Source organism: Rhizobium terrae, assembly GCF_003425685.1.
GTDB lineage: Bacteria > Pseudomonadota > Alphaproteobacteria > Rhizobiales > Rhizobiaceae > Neorhizobium > Neorhizobium terrae.
In genome coordinates this window covers 1-16816 of sequence record NZ_QJKM01000001.1, presented here as the reverse complement: position 1 = coordinate 16816, position 16816 = coordinate 1, and the positions used below count along the sequence as shown (strand labels likewise).

The 16816-nt window shown below is 57.6% G+C and carries 14 protein-coding genes and 1 pseudogene; 7 read left to right on the top strand and 8 right to left on the bottom strand.

Annotated features, from left to right (window positions below; all coding sequences use genetic code 11):
• The first annotated feature begins 1 nt into the window (after position 1).
• Positions 2 to 877, top strand: coding sequence for an N-formylglutamate amidohydrolase (locus DMO26_RS00070; protein ID WP_117189974.1), 876 nt, complete (start codon positions 2 to 4; stop codon positions 875 to 877).
• A 41-nt stretch (positions 878 to 918) separates the two neighbouring features.
• Here the strand turns inward: DMO26_RS00070 and DMO26_RS33480 are convergent, their stop codons facing one another.
• The 4 genes from DMO26_RS33480 to DMO26_RS00055 form a co-directional block, all read right to left on the bottom strand.
• Positions 919 to 1533 (bottom strand): hypothetical protein, encoded by a 615-nt coding sequence (locus DMO26_RS33480; protein ID WP_162894634.1) that lies wholly within the window; start codon positions 1531 to 1533, stop codon positions 919 to 921.
• A 162-nt stretch (positions 1534 to 1695) separates the two neighbouring features.
• Entirely contained in the window at positions 1696 to 2583 is an 888-nt protein-coding gene (locus DMO26_RS00065; protein ID WP_117189973.1) for a DUF3313 domain-containing protein, read from the bottom strand.
• Between the two features lie 182 nt (positions 2584 to 2765).
• Complete coding sequence (locus DMO26_RS00060) at positions 2766 to 4109, bottom strand: sensor histidine kinase (protein WP_117189972.1); 1344 nt, start codon at positions 4107 to 4109, stop codon at positions 2766 to 2768.
• Complete coding sequence (locus DMO26_RS00055; protein ID WP_117189971.1) at positions 4106 to 4777, bottom strand: response regulator transcription factor; 672 nt, start codon at positions 4775 to 4777, stop codon at positions 4106 to 4108. The genes DMO26_RS00060 and DMO26_RS00055 overlap by 4 nt, the downstream gene beginning before the upstream one ends.
• 236 nt (positions 4778 to 5013) lie before the next feature.
• On the opposite strand from DMO26_RS00055, the pseudogene DMO26_RS00050 reads away from it, so the two are divergent.
• A pseudogene (locus DMO26_RS00050) lies at positions 5014 to 6561 on the top strand (efflux RND transporter permease subunit); the annotation flags it as partial.
• Positions 6562 to 6711: 150 nt separating this feature from the next.
• Here the strand turns inward: DMO26_RS00050 and DMO26_RS00045 are convergent.
• Positions 6712 to 7089, bottom strand: coding sequence for a hypothetical protein (locus DMO26_RS00045; RefSeq protein ID WP_117189969.1), 378 nt, complete (start codon positions 7087 to 7089; stop codon positions 6712 to 6714).
• Between the two features lie 15 nt (positions 7090 to 7104).
• Entirely contained in the window at positions 7105 to 7974 is an 870-nt protein-coding gene (locus tag DMO26_RS00040; protein ID WP_117189968.1) for a glycosyltransferase family protein, read from the bottom strand.
• Positions 7975 to 8336: 362 nt separating this feature from the next.
• Here DMO26_RS00040 and DMO26_RS00035 point away from each other — a divergent pair, with 362 nt between their 5' ends.
• From DMO26_RS00035 to DMO26_RS00025, 3 genes are all read left to right on the top strand, one after another.
• A complete protein-coding gene (locus DMO26_RS00035) occupies positions 8337 to 9470 on the top strand; it encodes an efflux RND transporter periplasmic adaptor subunit (protein ID WP_117189967.1) in 1134 nt (377 codons plus the stop codon).
• On the top strand, positions 9467 to 12529 hold the full coding sequence (locus DMO26_RS00030; RefSeq protein WP_117189966.1) for an efflux RND transporter permease subunit: 3063 nt from the start codon (positions 9467 to 9469) through the stop codon (positions 12527 to 12529). Before DMO26_RS00035 ends, DMO26_RS00030 begins: the two co-directional genes overlap by 4 nt.
• 197 nt (positions 12530 to 12726) lie before the next feature.
• Complete coding sequence (locus DMO26_RS00025; protein ID WP_117190484.1) at positions 12727 to 13449, top strand: response regulator transcription factor; 723 nt, start codon at positions 12727 to 12729, stop codon at positions 13447 to 13449.
• A gap of 106 nt (positions 13450 to 13555) precedes the next feature.
• On the opposite strand, the gene DMO26_RS00020 is transcribed toward DMO26_RS00025, so the two are convergent.
• Entirely contained in the window at positions 13556 to 14404 is an 849-nt protein-coding gene (locus DMO26_RS00020; protein ID WP_117189965.1) for a MipA/OmpV family protein, read from the bottom strand.
• A gap of 254 nt (positions 14405 to 14658) precedes the next feature.
• On the opposite strand from DMO26_RS00020, the gene DMO26_RS00015 reads away from it, so the two are divergent.
• Positions 14659 to 16002 carry an ATP-binding protein gene (locus DMO26_RS00015; RefSeq protein WP_226951136.1) on the top strand — a complete coding sequence of 448 codons (1344 nt, stop codon included), beginning with the start codon at positions 14659 to 14661 and terminating at the stop codon, positions 16000 to 16002.
• A gap of 166 nt (positions 16003 to 16168) precedes the next feature.
• Here the strand turns inward: DMO26_RS00015 and DMO26_RS00010 are convergent, their stop codons facing one another.
• Complete coding sequence (locus DMO26_RS00010; RefSeq protein WP_117189964.1) at positions 16169 to 16477, bottom strand: hypothetical protein; 309 nt, start codon at positions 16475 to 16477, stop codon at positions 16169 to 16171.
• Between DMO26_RS00010 and DMO26_RS00005 the strand changes: the two genes are divergently transcribed.
• On the top strand, positions 16376 to 16816 hold a 441-nt coding region (locus DMO26_RS00005), incomplete at its 3' end, for a transposase (RefSeq protein WP_162894674.1). The two genes, DMO26_RS00010 and DMO26_RS00005, sit on opposite strands and share 102 nt — an antisense overlap.

Sequence of the window (16816 nt, the reverse complement as noted above, 5' to 3'; positions counted from 1 at the left end):
CATGACAGAGCTGAATTTCGCCCCCGTCGAGATCGATGGCGTCCTAAAAATCACTCCGCCAACCGCGCCACCCATTCCGCTGGTCTTCGATTCACCCCATAGCGGGCTCATTATTCCAGATTTCGAACGCGTCGCCTCGGACGAACTGGTGCGTGTCGCGGCCGACACCCATGTGGACGATCTCTTCGGCTTTGCGCCGTCGATCGGAGCACCGCTGCTGATTGCGCACTTCCCCCGCAGCTTCCTCGATTTGAACCGCTCATTGAAGGATATAGATCTGGAAATGGTCGAGGGCGACTGGCCACACCCGGTCCGCGACAGCGCCTCTGCCCGCCGCGGCATGGGTCTTACATGGCGTTACGCCTGGGGCAACACTCTCATGTATGGTCGCAAGTTCACCGTCAAGGAGCTGGAAAACCGGATCGACACCTATTGGCGGCCTTATCACCGCGAACTCGTCCGGCTGCTCGACGAGACGCATGCCGCGTTCGGCCGGGTCTATCACGTCAACTGCCACTCGATGCCGGCAATCGGCCATGTGCTTTCGCCCGATCCCCCCGGAACCGTTCGTAAGGATATCGTGGTCGGTGACTACGACGGACAGGCTAGTGAACCGGATTTCGTCAAACTGGTCGTCGAGACGCTGGAAAGTTTCGGTTATTCAGTTTCGCTGAACATCCCATTTCGCGGCGCCGAGTTGGTCTCTGCCTACAGCGCCCCCTCCAGAAATCGCCACAGCATTCAGATCGAACTCAATCGGAAACTTTACATGGACGAACAGACCCGGGAGAAGATCCCCGATTATGACGCGCTCAAGACCAATCTGGCAAAACTTGGCGATGTCATCCGCAGCTATGTGACCACCGCCCGCCGGTGACATGAACCCGGCCTCGGCCAATGGTCCGGACATCGGAAGCTTCAATCCGTATCCAACGTCCGCTGACACGTCTGAGAAAATTGACTCCTGGAGTTTTTGAGGCAGCTTTTGATTGTAAATGGATTGAGCCCACCGCAGACATTTTTCATTTCCAGCTGGCACATATGAGCCGTCTGCCAGAAAGCCTGGCATGTGGGTGAAAGCTTCGAATGATTTTCTTCCACGCACGCCGAGATCGCGTCCGGTGTCAGCCGCCATGGGCGCAGGCACATAGCCCGGATTTCCGCACCGCATGTTTTTTTCACTTCTGGCGAAGGCACGGCCGCCGGAATGGCATGCGATGAGATGCAAAGACCAACGAGGGCGACGAACGAGGTAAACGACACCGATCGTCCAGTCCGGACCACCCTTCCCGGCGCAATCTGGCGCAGCAAAGTCCAAGGCACCTGCCTCTTCAATTGACGCGCGTATTTTTTCCGATCCTCATCAAGCTCACACATTGATCGAACTCCCGTTTGGCCGAAGATATCCGGCGGTGAAACTCTGGAAATCGTGCAGGCACCGGATTGCCGCAGCATTGCAGAGATTGAAGTCGCGGCCTCGCACACTCTGCCGTCCGACACCATCCGGATGGAAAAGGCGCAGTCGGCGATCACCAGAGCAACCGGATCGGACCATAGGAGACATCGGGCTTGTTGCCGGGTGACGGCGGGCGAACGGGTTGGTGGCTGGGTTGCCAGCCACCAACCCGTTCATCCAATCAGCCTGGGGTGACCGGCTGATCCATGGGGTAATCCTGCTCCTTGAGCGGAATGTTGTCAGCGCGCTGCCAGAGACTTCGGTTTCTTGTCGGTCCATTCGGGCGGTGCGCCGTATTTGGCCGCGATCACCCCGACCAATCCCGGCGCTCGACCGAACGCGTCGCACGCAGCATATTTGGGTTTTCCACCCAGCCAGGATTGCGCGCGTTGCCGCGAAGGCAGAGAAATGTCCAGCATCTTCGGCTCCTTGCCGGAGATCAGCACACGGGAGAATTCATTGGCGAATTTCGTGGCCATGTTATAGGCGTCGCCGACCTGCGAAACACGGGGATTGTCCTGGATCGAATTCGCACCTCTGGCCCAAACCATCGCTGCACTTTGCAGGCCGCCGGCATCGATCGCCTCGGCCTCCACGGCCAGACCTCCGAGCCCGAATGGCAACCTCGGTACGCTGACGGGGAGCACAAACCCGGTGCCTACCGTAACGGCGGTTGATACGCCCGCGAGTGTCTTGTCTGTCGGAACGATGTCTGCGACGACCGAGCGAACGGTCAGGTCTGCAGGCTGGTCGGCAGGAACCATCTGGTATTTGTCGCTCAGCGCAACGCACAGTGCCCGATCCAGCGCATTCGACACCAAAGCGCGATCGGCCTCCGATTTGATGCGGGAAGCGGCGTTGAAGGAAAACGTCGTCGGCACGATGCGGACGGTTTTCACTGCGGCCAAATGCTGCCCGTCGACATGGAACCGTTTCTTGGAAAAAGTGCCCTTCGGCGGCCCGAGCTTGCTGTACGACGTCAGCGTCCCCGCTTCTTTTAACGGCACCGATTGACATCCCGCCAGGCCTAAGGTCAGCGGCACTGCCACGCTTAACGATCGCGCCAGAAAGATGGGCGATCTTCCGACAATTCCTAAAAATAAGCTGAAAAATGGATTGTTGCTCACGCCTTCTGGCCTCCGTCACTATACATGGGCGACCCTGGGGATGAAGGATTGCCGCAACATTACAAGCTTGCACCGCCGGGACTGGGCGTCATTGCCCGGAGCGATCTCGCCGTCAGTCACCATCTTCATCGCCGCCAGGGCCGGCCTGCGCAACACGACTCAATTGCCGAGAGCTTTCCCGATTAAAGGTGGATAGCAACTTGGGTTCCTGTCTCAGCACTCTTGATGCTGACTTGACCGCCATGGTTCGCGGCCACCTGCCTGACAAGGCTCAAACCGAGACCGGCTCCGGCATTTTTGGGAGTGACACGATAAAACGGTTCAAAGACGAATTCTTGATGCTCAGGCGGTATGCCCGGCCCCTCGTCGGAAACTTCGATACGTCCGTCCTTCGAAACGAAGACCATGATCATTCCGGAATTGCCGCCGTGATCGATGGCGTTGCGGATCAAGTTTGCGACCGCTCTCAAAAGAGCAGGAGGGTTGCCTTTTCGCTCGATAGCTTCCAGATCATTCTGAAACGAAATCTGATAGCCCCCTGCAATCGCAAGAGGGGCAAGATCGGCAACAGCCGATCTTGCGATTTCGACGAGATCCATCGGCTCATTCAGCATGACGGCCTGATCATTGCGTTCGAAATCGAGGAGTTGCTCCGCCGTTTCGGCCAAGCGGGCCACGTCGTTCAAAAGTCGTCTTCGCTCCTGCTGCCGTTCAGGCATTCCATCGATCCGTGTCTGCATGATGGCAATCGGCGTTCGCAGTTCATGCGCAGCATCGATCAGGAAACGCCGGCGCTTCTTGAATTCGCCCTCCAACCGCTCCAGTGCTCCATTGAACGCGATCACCAGCGGAGCAACTTCCTTGGGAATTCCGTCCACCGGCAGGCGCGCACCATGACGGCGTGGATCGATCTCGGCCGCCTTGCCGGCTACATCGCTGACTTTCGTTAAGGCGCGCCCGACGATGTGAGGAACCGCGAGGAAAATCGCGGGAAGAGCAATCGCGATCAAAGATATATAGATCGGGTAGCTACGGGCCAAAAGAGCAAGAACCGGCCAGCCCTTGTCAGCCACGCCTCCAAATAGAATCCGAACTTCACCGATCGCTGTTTCGACGTTTTCAATCGTTGCGATTTCATTTGTCGTCGCAGACCCTCTTATATCCGCATCATCGAACAAATGAACCAAAGGAGCGAGCGTGGTGTAAGCTGGGGGAATGGTTCCATATGATACGGATGCACCTTTCGTGGTGGCCGCAACGAACCATAAAGCGCCGTTCTCCTCTTTGAGCGCCTTCATTCCCGGCGTTTCCAACAGGTGCATATTTCCCTCACGGTCGAGAACCGCAGCCTGGGCTATCACCGAGACGATCTTTCCTTCCATCGCTATGTTCGGCGACATGATCGTAGCCGCCCAAATGCAGAGCCCAATGATCACCGAAACGACCACGACAATGATGACAAGGCTGAGCTGCCAACTCAGCCGCCACCAGAGCGAAGGATTCCTCGTCTGAGCCATGCCTGTCATTCTTCCTTCAGGAGATATCCGACGCCGCGGATGTTGTGAATCGAAACGCCGGCTCCAGCGTCCGATAATCGCTTGCGCAGCCTGGAAATATGGGCATCGAGTGCGTTCGACTGAATTTCCTCTTCGTAGTTATAGACCGCGGCTTCGAGCGTAGAGCGAAGGACCGTCTTGTCTCGCCGCTTGGCGAGTGCGGAGAGGACGAGAAGTTCCCGCCTGGGCAGATCGAGCGGGACATCATCGACTTTCACACTCAGATGCAACGGATCGACGACCATGCGCCCTACATTGATCTGGAGTTCCGCCAAAGCAGCCGGCCGGCGCAGAACCGCCCGCAACCTGGCCATCAATTCTTGGACCAGAAAAGGCTTGCCGAGATAGTCATCGGCGCCGATGTCGAGACCTTCGACACGTTCCATCGGCTCGTTGCGCGCAGTCAACACGATGATCGGCGCATCCCTGCCGACGCGGCGTAACAGGGGAATAAAACTCAAGCCCTCACCATCAGGCAGGCGGCGGTCGAGGAGAATTGCGTCATAGTCACTCTGGCGTACCAGCTCGGCCGCGTCGGCGAGATGCGTCGTATGGTCGATAACGATACCATGCTTGCTGAGCGCCACCGCCAGCGCGGCCGCCAACTCCTTCTCGTCCTCGATCAATAATATCCGCATCGTCACCTGCTTTCCCGGCCTCCCCGATATCTGCCGCAAAAATTGCAGCAGCATTACGGAGACCAAGGAACGATGCGGGTAATGCTGCTGCAATTGTGCCGGCCTAGCAAACAAGGCATTGGCCGGCTGCGCGGGCTTCCGACACGCGACGGTGGGCTTCCTGACTAAAATAGAAGGGTTGATGCCTATGGCATGGCGATGGACAAAACGACTGGTCAGAGCAAGTGATCATCCTTTGGACCCTCGGCCATCGGCTTGTCACGTTGCTGCTCGCGGTCGGCGTGTTTATCGGCAGCATTTTCATGGTTCCCCTGATTGATATCGTATTCGTTCCCATTGCGGATGAAGGACACTTCCAGATCAAAGTGACGACACCTGTCGGCTCGTCGCTTGACTATACGACCGCGAAAATCAGGCAGATCGAAAACGCATTGCGTGAATTTCCAGAGGTTGCCTCCATCTACTCGACGATCAACAACGGCAGCACGTTGGGCAAGCACAGAGCCGCCGTTCTCGTTACCCTCGTGCCTCAGGCCCAACGCAAGTCCACGCCGCTCTCGCTTGCAAATCCTGTCCGTAGCCGGCTTTCCGTCATTCCCGGCATAGACATCGCCGTCCTCCAGGAAGGACTTGGCGGCGGTGCGAGTTCAATCCAGATGAGCATATTGGGAGACAATCAGGAGGATCTGCAACGGATTGCGGCGAGCCTGATCGATGGCATGCACCGCATTGGGCTCGTCGATGTGAGTTCGAGCACCAAGGAGGCGACATCCATCCTCTCCATCCGGCTCAAGCGTGAGCAGGCAGGCGATCTGGGGGTTGGTATGGCTGAATTGGCTGATCTGCTCTCTCCCCTGCTTGGTGGAGAGGCGGTCTCGACATGGACTGACGCCCAAGGAGAGACGCGCGATATTGTTGTTCGGCTACCCGTTAGCCAGCGTGCCGATGCGGCAGCCATTCGAGAATTGATGATCACGATACCGTCCGCCGATGGGCGCACTTCTCCTCGCATAATCCATCTTGGCCAGGTTGCGGATATAGGCTTGGAGCCTGCCCCCTCGGAAATCCGCCGCCTTGGCATGTCTCGGGAAGTCATGATTTCCGCCGACGTGCCAGAGGGTGCTGTCGGAGACGCCACGTCCGAACTGGAAGCTCTGATAGCCGGTCAGAAGCTGCCGTCCGGCTACCACATCAAATTCGGAGGCGACGCCGAAGATATTCAGAAGGCGTCGACCAGCATGTTCAAGGCACTGATTATGGGGATAATCTTCATCTATGTCGTGCTGGCGTCTCAGTTCGGAAGCCTCGTCCAACCGATAGCGATCATGGCCGCGCTTCCGTTATCGCTCGTGGGCGTATTGATAGGTCTTCTCGTTTCCGGAAGCACCATCAACATGTTCTCGATGATCGGCTTCATCATGCTGATGGGCCTCGTCACCAAAAACGGCATCTTGCTGGTCGATTTCGCCAATCGGGAACTCAAACGAGGATTGCCTATCGTCGATGCTCTCGTCAACGCCGGCACAGTTCGGTTCCGGCCGATCATCATGACCACGCTCGCGATGATCTTCGGCATGATGCCGTTGGCTTTGGCGGCAGCGGGAGGAGGCGCACAGCGCGCTCCCATGGCCCACGCTGTCGTCGGCGGGTTGATCAGCTCGACTACCCTGACGCTCGTCGTCGTGCCCGTCATCCTGTCGTATATCGAAAGCCTGACACGCCGCCTGACCCGCGCGAGGTCCACTCCTGCAAGTTCCAGGGATGCTCGTGGAGTCACGGCATGATTTACAAGTCCCTGCTTCGTTTCGCGGTGAGGTCAATTTTTTCCGCGATCATCCTGGCGGCTCTGCTGGCTGGCCCGATCATCATTCTCATCCTGTTATCAGATCGATTTGCGATGTAGCGATGCTGATATCCCTGCTCCGCAGAATGCCTTAATCTTGATCGCCCCTCCGGCGATGGCGTTCGATCGCGTGAAAACGAATCCGCTTGATAAACTCATCCGCATCGAAACGGCTCCGGCCGGATGAAGGTACCGCCGTGCTTGGAACCGGGTCATGAACGAATATCTCGTAGTTGATGATCGGCTGAAGCAGGTGTGACCTGACTTCGGAAATTTGTGTCGTACCGGTGACGATGGCGTCGTACGAGCCACGCGCCGCGGCCTCCGCCAGCCCGTTCCCGTTGTGGACCGTGGTGACGGCAAATGCATGTTGCATCAGCACATCATTCAATCTGGCCGCAATAACGGTGTTGATGACGTATAAAAGTATGTTGCCATCCGTGGCGGTAGTTCTCTGAAGCGAAACCATGTTTGTGCAGCCAGCTCATTGCAGCGAGCTGGTATCGAGGGGGCGTATGGCATTGCTCCCATCCGTCAGCGTACGCACACATGGTTCCCGACCAAGTCTTTCGGTAATGACATCGGCCTGCCGGAAATACTGTTCGATCCAGGGCACCGGTCCTATGCCGAAGCGGCGTTTTGGTCCCCAGCGCTCGCCTTCGCGCACCAAGGTTTCCCAGGGACGTGGCTTCCCATGGAAGACCACGACCTTTGCTTTCTTGGGCTGCTTGATGGTCCGGAAGACGAGATTGAACGGATAATAGCGGGTGCAAGCCCGCTTGAAACTCACGCAGAATTCCGGCGGCCAATAGCTCCGGCGGGCGGCCACCTCGGTTAAATAGGTTTGGTCGTTGCGAAAGGAAGCGACGATTTCATCCCTCCGGGCCATGAAATCCCGATAAATGTATTCGAGTTCGATGGGATAGAAGCCAAAAATAGAGGACTGGGCACCGCGATCAGGCCTCAGGCCATGGGGCAGGAAACTCCAAAGATCGGGATTCCACTCCCGTTGGATGACGAGCTGGCGGCGCTTGCGCACCACGTCGATGAAGGGCGCAAGAGAACCCTGGATTAGTATGTCGAGATCAAGGAAAAGCACGGGTTCGAACGGAGGAAACAGCCAGGGCGCAAAGACTGCGAGCTTCGGCCAGCATCCTCTTTGCCATCCCCTTTCGGAAAGGCCGAGGTCCGGAATCGGTTGGACTTCTATGCTGCGGACGAGGCCCCGACCGTCGTCTGTGAGGCACACGAAATCAAACGGCTCCTCCATGTTCCTCAAGACACCTGCGTATAACGCATTGACGTGGCTGGCGGCGAACTTGTCTCCCCATTTGATGCATACGATCGTGACCAAACTTCATCTCCGAACTGCGAGTACGCAATGATGTAGCGGTTCCGGCGTGATCGGTATGTTGATAGTTGTTAAATGATATTTCGGCGTGTTTCCGTCGATGATCTCCTCGCGACCGGTCCCGTCGAGCCCCAGTCAAATGCTCCGAAACATTTCTTAAAGCGATGAAACAGCGCGTCCGGCGCGGATCGCTACGATACGGCCGCAGCTCGGGTCATCACGGCTCGAGACAAACGGAAGGCTGTTCGATGAGTGACAGAACATTATCCCGGAAGTCCGACCCGGCACGACGCTATGCGCCCGCTGCATTTTTTGGGGCCGTAGCATGGTCGCTGATGGTGAGCCCGCTACCGGCTCAGGAGCAGATGCCGGTCACGGTGTACAAGGCCACGCGGAACTCCGTGATCGAAAGGATTCCGGTGGTGGGATCTTTCGCGGCGCGTGAGGAAATCCAGGTTCATTCTGCCGTTCTGGGAAAGGAAATCCAGCATATCCTCGTCGAGGTCGGGCAGTCCGTCAGGAAAGGTCAGCCTCTCGCCCTGCTCGATACGACCGACGTGCTGATGCAACTCGACAAGAATGCCGTCAGCCTGTTTCGCGCCAATGCAGCCATTGCGGTGGAGGGCAGCAAGGTCGAGGTAGCCATGGTGGCAGAGGCGGAAGCCAGGAAACGGCTGGAGCGAAGCCGCGCACTGCAGCCGAAGGGCGCGATCGCCGACCAGGTTCTGGATGAACACCAAAATGCCTACGCACGCGCCTTGGCTGAGCTCAAGCTTGCCCAGCAAGCCTTGGGCCTTGCGAAGGCGGACGCAGACCTGATCGCCCATGAGAAGCGCGAAATCGAACTGGCCATCGAAAGAAGCACGGTGCGGGCTCCGAGTGCAGGTAAGATCCTGAGCCGGAATGCGCGCATCGGCACAATGACATCGAGTTCCGCAGAACCGCTTTTCGTTATCGCGGAGGACGGAGTCATGGAGTTTATGGCGCAAGTGACCGAGACGAGCTTCGTCCGTCTTAGCGAAGGCATGCACGCGGAGATCACCATCTCCGGACGGGATGATGTGATCGAAGGCACGTTGCGCCTGAATGCCGCCCAGCTGGACTCGAATACACGGAACGGGACAGTGCGTATCGAGCTTTCGGAGAATGGCAACCTCATTCCCGGCGTCTTCGCTCGCGGGATCATCAACACATCCGAACGCAAAAGCATTCTCGTTCCCGGCACGGCGGTGAAAAGCACGCGCGGGATGTATAGCGTCTATGTCGTGACGAACAATGTCATCGACGTCCGCCGCGTCAGCGTCGGATTGCGGCAGGACGGGTTCGTGGAAATCTCCGACGGCGTGGAAGACGGCGAGCTGGTCGTCCTGAAGGCGGCAAGCTTCCTAAAAGCGGAAGAACGTGTCACGCCCGTGATTGCCAATCTCACGAAGGTCGAGCCGCATGAACTGTCGGCATCCGCATCATTCCCCCGCGCAGAGGAGATGGTGCGCCAATGAATATCAACGTCTCGGCATGGGCGATCCGCAACCCGCTGCCTCCCATCCTGTTGTTCTTCGTGCTGACGGTTATCGGCCTTTACAGCTTTAGCCGTTTGCCCGTTACCTACTTTCCGAAGATCATCACACCGCTCGTCAGTGTCGCCATCGAGCAATCGGGCGCGACGGCGAGCGAATTGGAGACCGAAGTTACCCGTCTGGTGGAAAATGCAGTTGCCCCGCTGGCAGGCATCAAGGAAATCAAGTCCTCGATCGGGCAGGGCACGTCGGTCACTTTCGTCGAATTTGAACTGGGCGTGGTATCGCCCGACCGGGCGATGGTTGACGTACGGGATGCCGTCGCGAAGATTCGGTCTGACTTGCCCGATGATATCGATGAACCGGTCATCCAGCGGATCGAGGAAGAGTCGCAGTCCGTCGTCACCTATGCCGTTACCAACCCGGACATGACGGTCGCGGAACTGTCGTGGTTCGTGGACGACGCCATCACACGGCATCTCCAGGGCCTGCCAGGCGTGGGACGGATCGAACGCATCGGCGGTGCCGATCGCGAAATCCGCCTCGAACTCGATCCGGATCGACTGCAAGCGCTATCTTTGACCGCGGAAACCCTCAACGAGAGTCTCATGGCAACCCAGCTGGAACGCTCCGGAGGGCGAAGCAATGTCAATGGACGCGAGCACGCATTGACGACGAACGCCGCGGCGAAAACGGTTGCCGACCTGGCGGACCTGCGCCTCGCCCTATCGCGGGAGCAGAGCATCCGGCTGGGTGACGTGGGGGCTGTTCACGACACAATCGCCGAACCGCGCACCTTCGCAACCCTGGATAACGCCGATGTCGTCGGGTTCGCTGTCTACCGCTCCCAGGATGCCGGCGATCTAAGCGTCGGCGACGCGGTTGCGCAAGCCCTTGCCGCATTTAGCGCTAAACAGCCGGACTTTCATTTCAGGCTCGTCGATGACAATGTGTCCTTCACGTCGGGCAATTATCAGTCGGCCATCCATACCCTGCTTGAAGGTGCGGGGCTGACGATCCTTGTGGTGTTCCTGTTCCTGCGTGATTGGCGGGCGACGATCGTGGCGGCCGTTGCGCTGCCCTTGTCCATCGTTCCGACATTCTTCGTTCTCGACCTACTGGATTTCTCACTCAACATTCTGAGTCTTCTGGCGATCACATTGGTCACCGGAATCCTGGTCGATGATGCGATCGTCGAGATCGAAAACATCGTCCGGCACAGAAATATGGGTAAATCTGCCTACAAGGCGGCATTGGATGCTTCCGACGAGATCGGGCTTGCCGTCATGGCGATATCCGCCACCATCATCGCCGTATTCGCGCCCGTCGGGCTGATGAGCGGCGTCGTGGGTCTCTATTTCAGGGAATTCGGGCTGACCGTGGCGGTGGCCGTATTTTTCTCTCTGCTAGTCGCCCGATTGATCATTCCGATCATGGCTGCATATTTCATGACAGGCACAGTTCCGCAGGAACACCAGAAAGGACGTTTCGGGCTTGCTTACGAGAGCATCCTGAAGTTCTGCCTGCGGTGGCCACTGGCGACAGTCGGACTGGCGCTTGGCTCGCTGGCAATCTCGGTGGCGTTCCTGATGTCGGTACCGACCGCTTTCCTTCCCGAGGAGGATATCGGCCGCCTGATGCTGTCTGTGGAACTGCCTCCGGGCGCCACCCTCGACGAGACGCGCGCCGTGACCGATGAGATCGGCAGCCGTCTGAAGCAATTCAAGGAGGTCGAGGGCATCTTCACCCGCGCTGGGGCAAGCACCACCGGCCAGCATGACGTCCGACATGCGGTGATTTCGGTCGATCTTGTTCATAAATCGCAGCGGCCGCTGCCCGCATCCGCACTTCGGACAGAGATGGAACGCAAGCTCGCATCCGTGCCCGATGTCAGGCTGCAATTTCTCAACAACCGCGGAGGCCGCGACATATCCTTTGCCGTCAAGGGGACGGACGGGGACTTGGTGCAAAAAGCCGCCGGCGCCATACTGGAGGAACTCGGGACTGACGACAGTTTCATCAACGCAACCGCCGACAATGCGGCCATGCAGCCGGAATTGCGATTTGATGTACAACCGGATAAAGCTGCGATGCTCGGCGTATCGGCAGCCGCGATCGCCAGAACGATCCGGGTCGCGACCACAGGCGATGTCGATAGCCAATTGCCGACCTTCATCGATGCTTCCCGGCAGATACCCATCCGCCTGACACTCAATGACGTGGCACGGAATGATCTTGCAACCCTCAAGATGCTGACCGTCCGCTCGGATCGAGGAGTTCAAGTGCCGTTGTCTGCCGTGGCCGACATAAGCTTCGACGAAACCGTATCCTCGATCGAGAGATTCAATCGGCAAAGACGCATCGAGATCGGCGCGGACATGAAAGACGACATGACCTCCGGCGAGGGCATGAAACGGCTGGAACAGCTGGAAAGTGTCCGCAATCTTCCGGATGGGGTAAGCATCGAGGCAACCGGCGATTCCGATACCGAGGGCAGTGTTTTCGAAAGCTTTGTCGTGGCGATGGGATCCGGTTTCATGCTGGTCCTGGTCGTCCTGATCCTCCTGTTCGGCAGTCTCCTGACACCCTGGACCATCCTGGCCTCGCTTCCCCTGTCGATCGGCGGTGTTGCCGCAAGCCTGATGCTGAGCGGTTACGCGATCTCGCTTCCGGTCGTGATCGGCATTCTAATGCTGATGGGCATCGTGACGAAAAACGCCATCATGCTGCTCGATTTTGCGATCGATCGCGAAGCGCACGGTCTCGCCCGGATCGAGGCGATCATCGAGGCGGGTTCCGAACGCGTTCGCCCGATCGTCATGACGACGCTTGCAATGGCCGGTGGGATGATCCCCTCTGCTCTGTCGATCGGCGACGGCGGCGAATTCCGGGCTCCCATGGCCATTGCGGTCATCGGCGGTCTATTGGCCTCGACGCTTCTCTCCCTGCTCGTCATCCCCTCACTCCACCTCATTCTCTCCAATCTCGGAGATCGTTGCATCCAGGTCTTCAAGCCTTTCCTCCAGTCGACCGAGGCCTGATGCAACGAAAGTCGAGCCTGTCGCCGGCGCCGGCCACGGGATAGACAACTGGCCAGTCTGAACTGGCCAATTGTCGGTTTCATGCCTGTGTTGAATCTCGCGAGATCGCTTGCAGCGCCGAAACAAAACTTAATAAATTGAAACATCGGACACCGATGCGGCATGCATGGTGCCTTATCCCGGTCAAGGTGTCGATCATGCAACCAATTCCTGCCAATCCCAGAATTCTCGTTGTGGAAGATGATCCCGAGATCGGGAACCTGCTTGCGCTCACGATGCAGGAAAACGCCATGATCCCCACGGTCGCGGAGAACGGCCAGGTCATGCAATCGCTGCTGCGCACCAATACCTACGACCTGATCATTCTCGACGTCATGTTGCCCGGCGAAGACGGGCTCAGCATCTGCAGGCGGATCCGTTCCGAAAAGACGATCCCGATCATCCTGTTGACTTCATTGGGGGAAGAGGTCGACCGGATCGTGGGGCTGGAGGTCGGAGCCGACGACTATATCACCAAGCCGTTCAGCCCCAGGGAAGTCATCGCGCGTATTCGCAGCCTCCTTCGACGGGCATCCTATGGACTCGTCACCAGCATCAACCAGCGGAAGCTGCGCTTCGACGGTTGGCAGATCGATCCTTTGCGCCGGCAATTGCACGATCCGAGCAATGCCCGTATCGCGTTGACGACGACGGAATTCGACCTTCTCCTGGCATTTTGCCGAAATCCGGGGCGCGTTATCACGCGCGAAGAGCTTCTTGCTCTCACGCATGCCGGCCTTGCCGGGCCAATTGAACGGAGCATAGATGTCCACATCAGCCGACTGAGACAGAAGATCGAGGCCGACTCGAAAGAACCGGTATTGCTCCAGACGGTCAGGCTTGGAGGTTATATGTTCACGGCAATGGTCGAAGAAGCCTGATCGCTGGCGTAAAAATGCATGAAAAAGCCGGGCAGGCATCCCGGCTCTCGCAATGACTTGAGGATTCGGTCAGGTCAACGCTTTGCAGACGACGTCGCAAGAAAGATCAAAAGTTATAACCGACGAAAATCGATGCCGAAGGCTGGGTCTTTTCTTCGACAATCGGGCTGTCCGCTGCATCTCCAGTGAGGAATCCGACACCGACCTCGCTGCGGACCAGCCAGTTCTCCGTCAGCAGATATGTTGCCGACGCGGAGACGTTGACACGTTTCAAACCGGCTTTCGCCTTGTATTCAGGCAGCCCCGAGGCAGCCGACTGAGAGGAGTTCACGCCGAAATAGGCCTGCATGTGCTTGTCGTTTGCCACGATGGCTTCGGCGCTCGCGCCAAGGATCAGCTTTTCTGTTACCGGTGCGGAATATTCCAAGCCGAATGTTCCGAGAAGACTCTCGCTGCCGTCGATCGTCTGATCCACGGTGGCGTAAAACTCAACCGGGCCCCATTCATACGAGGCCTTGGCGCCGACCGTAACCGCGAAGTCGATATCCCCCAAGCCTCTGAGGCGTTCATGGTCGTCCTGGTCACGTCCGGATTCCCAGCCTATGTTTGCGGAAAAGGAGAGGTTGTTCTCTTGAAAAATTGTGGCACTGATGCCGCGCGGATCAATCTCGAGCCAATCGCCATATGTAAAGACGACGAACGGAACCGGGCTGACCTTGAAATCGCCGCTTCCTTCATATTCCGGTTCGTAGGCTGCCCCGGCACCTACGATCAAACTCCATTTGCGCTTGGGTTGCTTTGCTTCGAACCGCGCATTGTCGAACGATGGTTCGGGAACTGGCTCGGCTGTCGCATAATCGGCAGTGCGTGCATTCGATGCCATTCCGACCATACCGATTACGGCACTGATCGCGAATGGCGAAAAACGCCGCTTGTCTCGTCTGATAGAAAACATGAGAACTCCAGATGGTTACCGCACCGCCCGATGGTGATCGGCGTCGCGGGTGTGCAACATCGTTCTCTTTTCACAGAGGAAACGTCGGGCGCGTGTATTTGTGTTAAATGTTGTTACAGCCCCTCCATCACCCTGGCTCATCGCGGCGACCGGCTAGCCCGCCTGCAACAAAACTTAATTTGGCGAACGGTGAAAAAACTCAAACCGTGCATTAGTGTCCCAATTTCCACGGACAGGCTCGCCAGGAAGGGCTGATGATGCCCAAGGCTCGATTTATGCGTTTTCGTCTACCCACGACCCAACCCACCATCCACGGTCAGATCATGGCCCTCATTCTTCTGGGGTTGCTGATCGTTCTTGTCGGCGGCTCCATGCTGGAACGCCGGGTGCGCGACGACTATGCGGTTCTCGATATCGAGAAGCTCGCCAATGGGACCTTTGCGATCAGCTCGATCCTCGAAACAGCTCCCGCTGCCGAGCGCGATATCATCCTTGCCGCCGCCATCCGAAGCGGCTGGAATGTCTCACTGCAGCCGACATCGCTCCTGCAGCAGCTGACGACAACTTCGTCGACGGAAACGTTCTTTGATATTGCCATCGACAAGTTCTTTCCTCCCGACAACAAGCCGGCTCCCCTGAGGGGCTGGAAAACATTCCTCAACGACGATCGCGTCATCGCGGTCAGGGTCGACGACGCCAATATCCTGGTCTTGAGCAACCTCCCGAAAGCTTTTCTGCGCAGCGACGCCCTGGGCTTCGGCTCAAACTATCTCGTTGCGTTCATAACGCTCATCATTCTCTTCTCTCTTTTCGGCATCTGGGCAATAACTCGACCTTTGAGAAAGATTGCATCCGCCGCCATGAATGCGGATCTTTCACCCGGCCCGGCTATCTTCGAGGAAAAAGGAAGCGTCGAAATCGTGGCCTTGGCGCGCGCGCTGAACAATATGCGTGCGCGCATTGCAGCCATGGTCGATGGCCGGACCAGGATGTTACGCGGCGTCAGTCATGATCTGCGTACGCCATTGACGCGCTTGAGGCTCCGCGTCGAACGCGTCCAGCAAACCGAATTGCGCGATGCATTGCTGATCGACATCAACCATATAGACAGTCTGCTAAAAGAGAGTCTCAGCTATCTGCGCGACGACCATCGACGCGAAACGATGGAGAGAGCCGATCTGGCCATCGTCCTTCAAACCATCTGCAATGAATTCAACGATGTAGGGCACAACATCACCTATCATGGCCCCAACCGGTTGATAACCAACTTCAAACCCCTCGCATTTACCCGGGCGGTGACGAACCTCTGCGAGAATGCGACGAAGTTCGGTACCAGCATCATCGTCGAGCTGCGCTCGGCCACCGACGCGATCGTCATAGACGTCAGTGACGACGGCCCAGGTATCCCTGCGCAGCACCGGAGCCGCGTGCTCGAACCGTTTTATAAGGTCGATGCCGCCAGAGGCGGAGGCGAAGCCGGCTTTGGCCTGGGACTTTCCATCGTTTCCGAGATCATCGAGTCCCATCAGGGACAACTGCAGCTTCTCGAGCGCCAACCCCATGGCCTCATCGCAAGACTTACGCTGCCGCGGCTTTAAGAGAGATGGGTCCGATCGCCGCCTGTTGCACGGCCGCCTCAAAAGGACCGGAGTTCAAAATTGCAAAATCAGGAATGCCGGTCGCGCCTGAACGCCACACTTCCCCCGCTTCGCGCGGGCGCCGGTTTACCGCGATTAACCGATCGGGTCCGGAACCGCGCCGATCCTAACTGCGGCGGGTAAGAGGCCGCTGATAGGACACGTCGGTCCGATCCCACGCGCCTGCCGGATAACCGTTTGGACGATCGAAAATGGTTGCGTCGGCCTCGGCACGCCAGTCGATATGGAGTTTGCGAAGCTTGATTTGAATAGCCCCGAGATTTGTAGACGGCTTCTTTCTTAATTTTGAAGGCAAGAAGAGCATCATGAGCAAATCGAATTCAGCGAAGAGTTTAAGCGTGAGGCGGTACGCCAGATCACGGAGCGAGGCTATCCGGTTGCAGAGGTTTCGCAGCGTCTCGGCGTCAGCCAGCATTCACTCTACGAATGGAAGAAGAAGTTTGCGGCGTCGAACGCCAAGGGCGACGACGAGGCCGAGGAGATCAGGCGGCTGAAGAAGGAAGTGGCTCGCGTCACCGAGGAACGCAACCTCCTTAAAAAAAGCGGCCGCGTATTTCGCCAGGGATGCAAAGCGAAGTACGTGTTCATTGCTCTGCATCGCTTGCAGTTTCCGGTGCGAACGATGTCCCGTCTTCTGCGGGTTCATCCCAGCGGATTTTACACCTGGCTGAAGAACCCGCTGAGCAGGCGAGCCAACGAGGACAAACGACAGACCGATCTGCTTTTGAAGGCATGGGAAGAGAGCGGCAAGGTC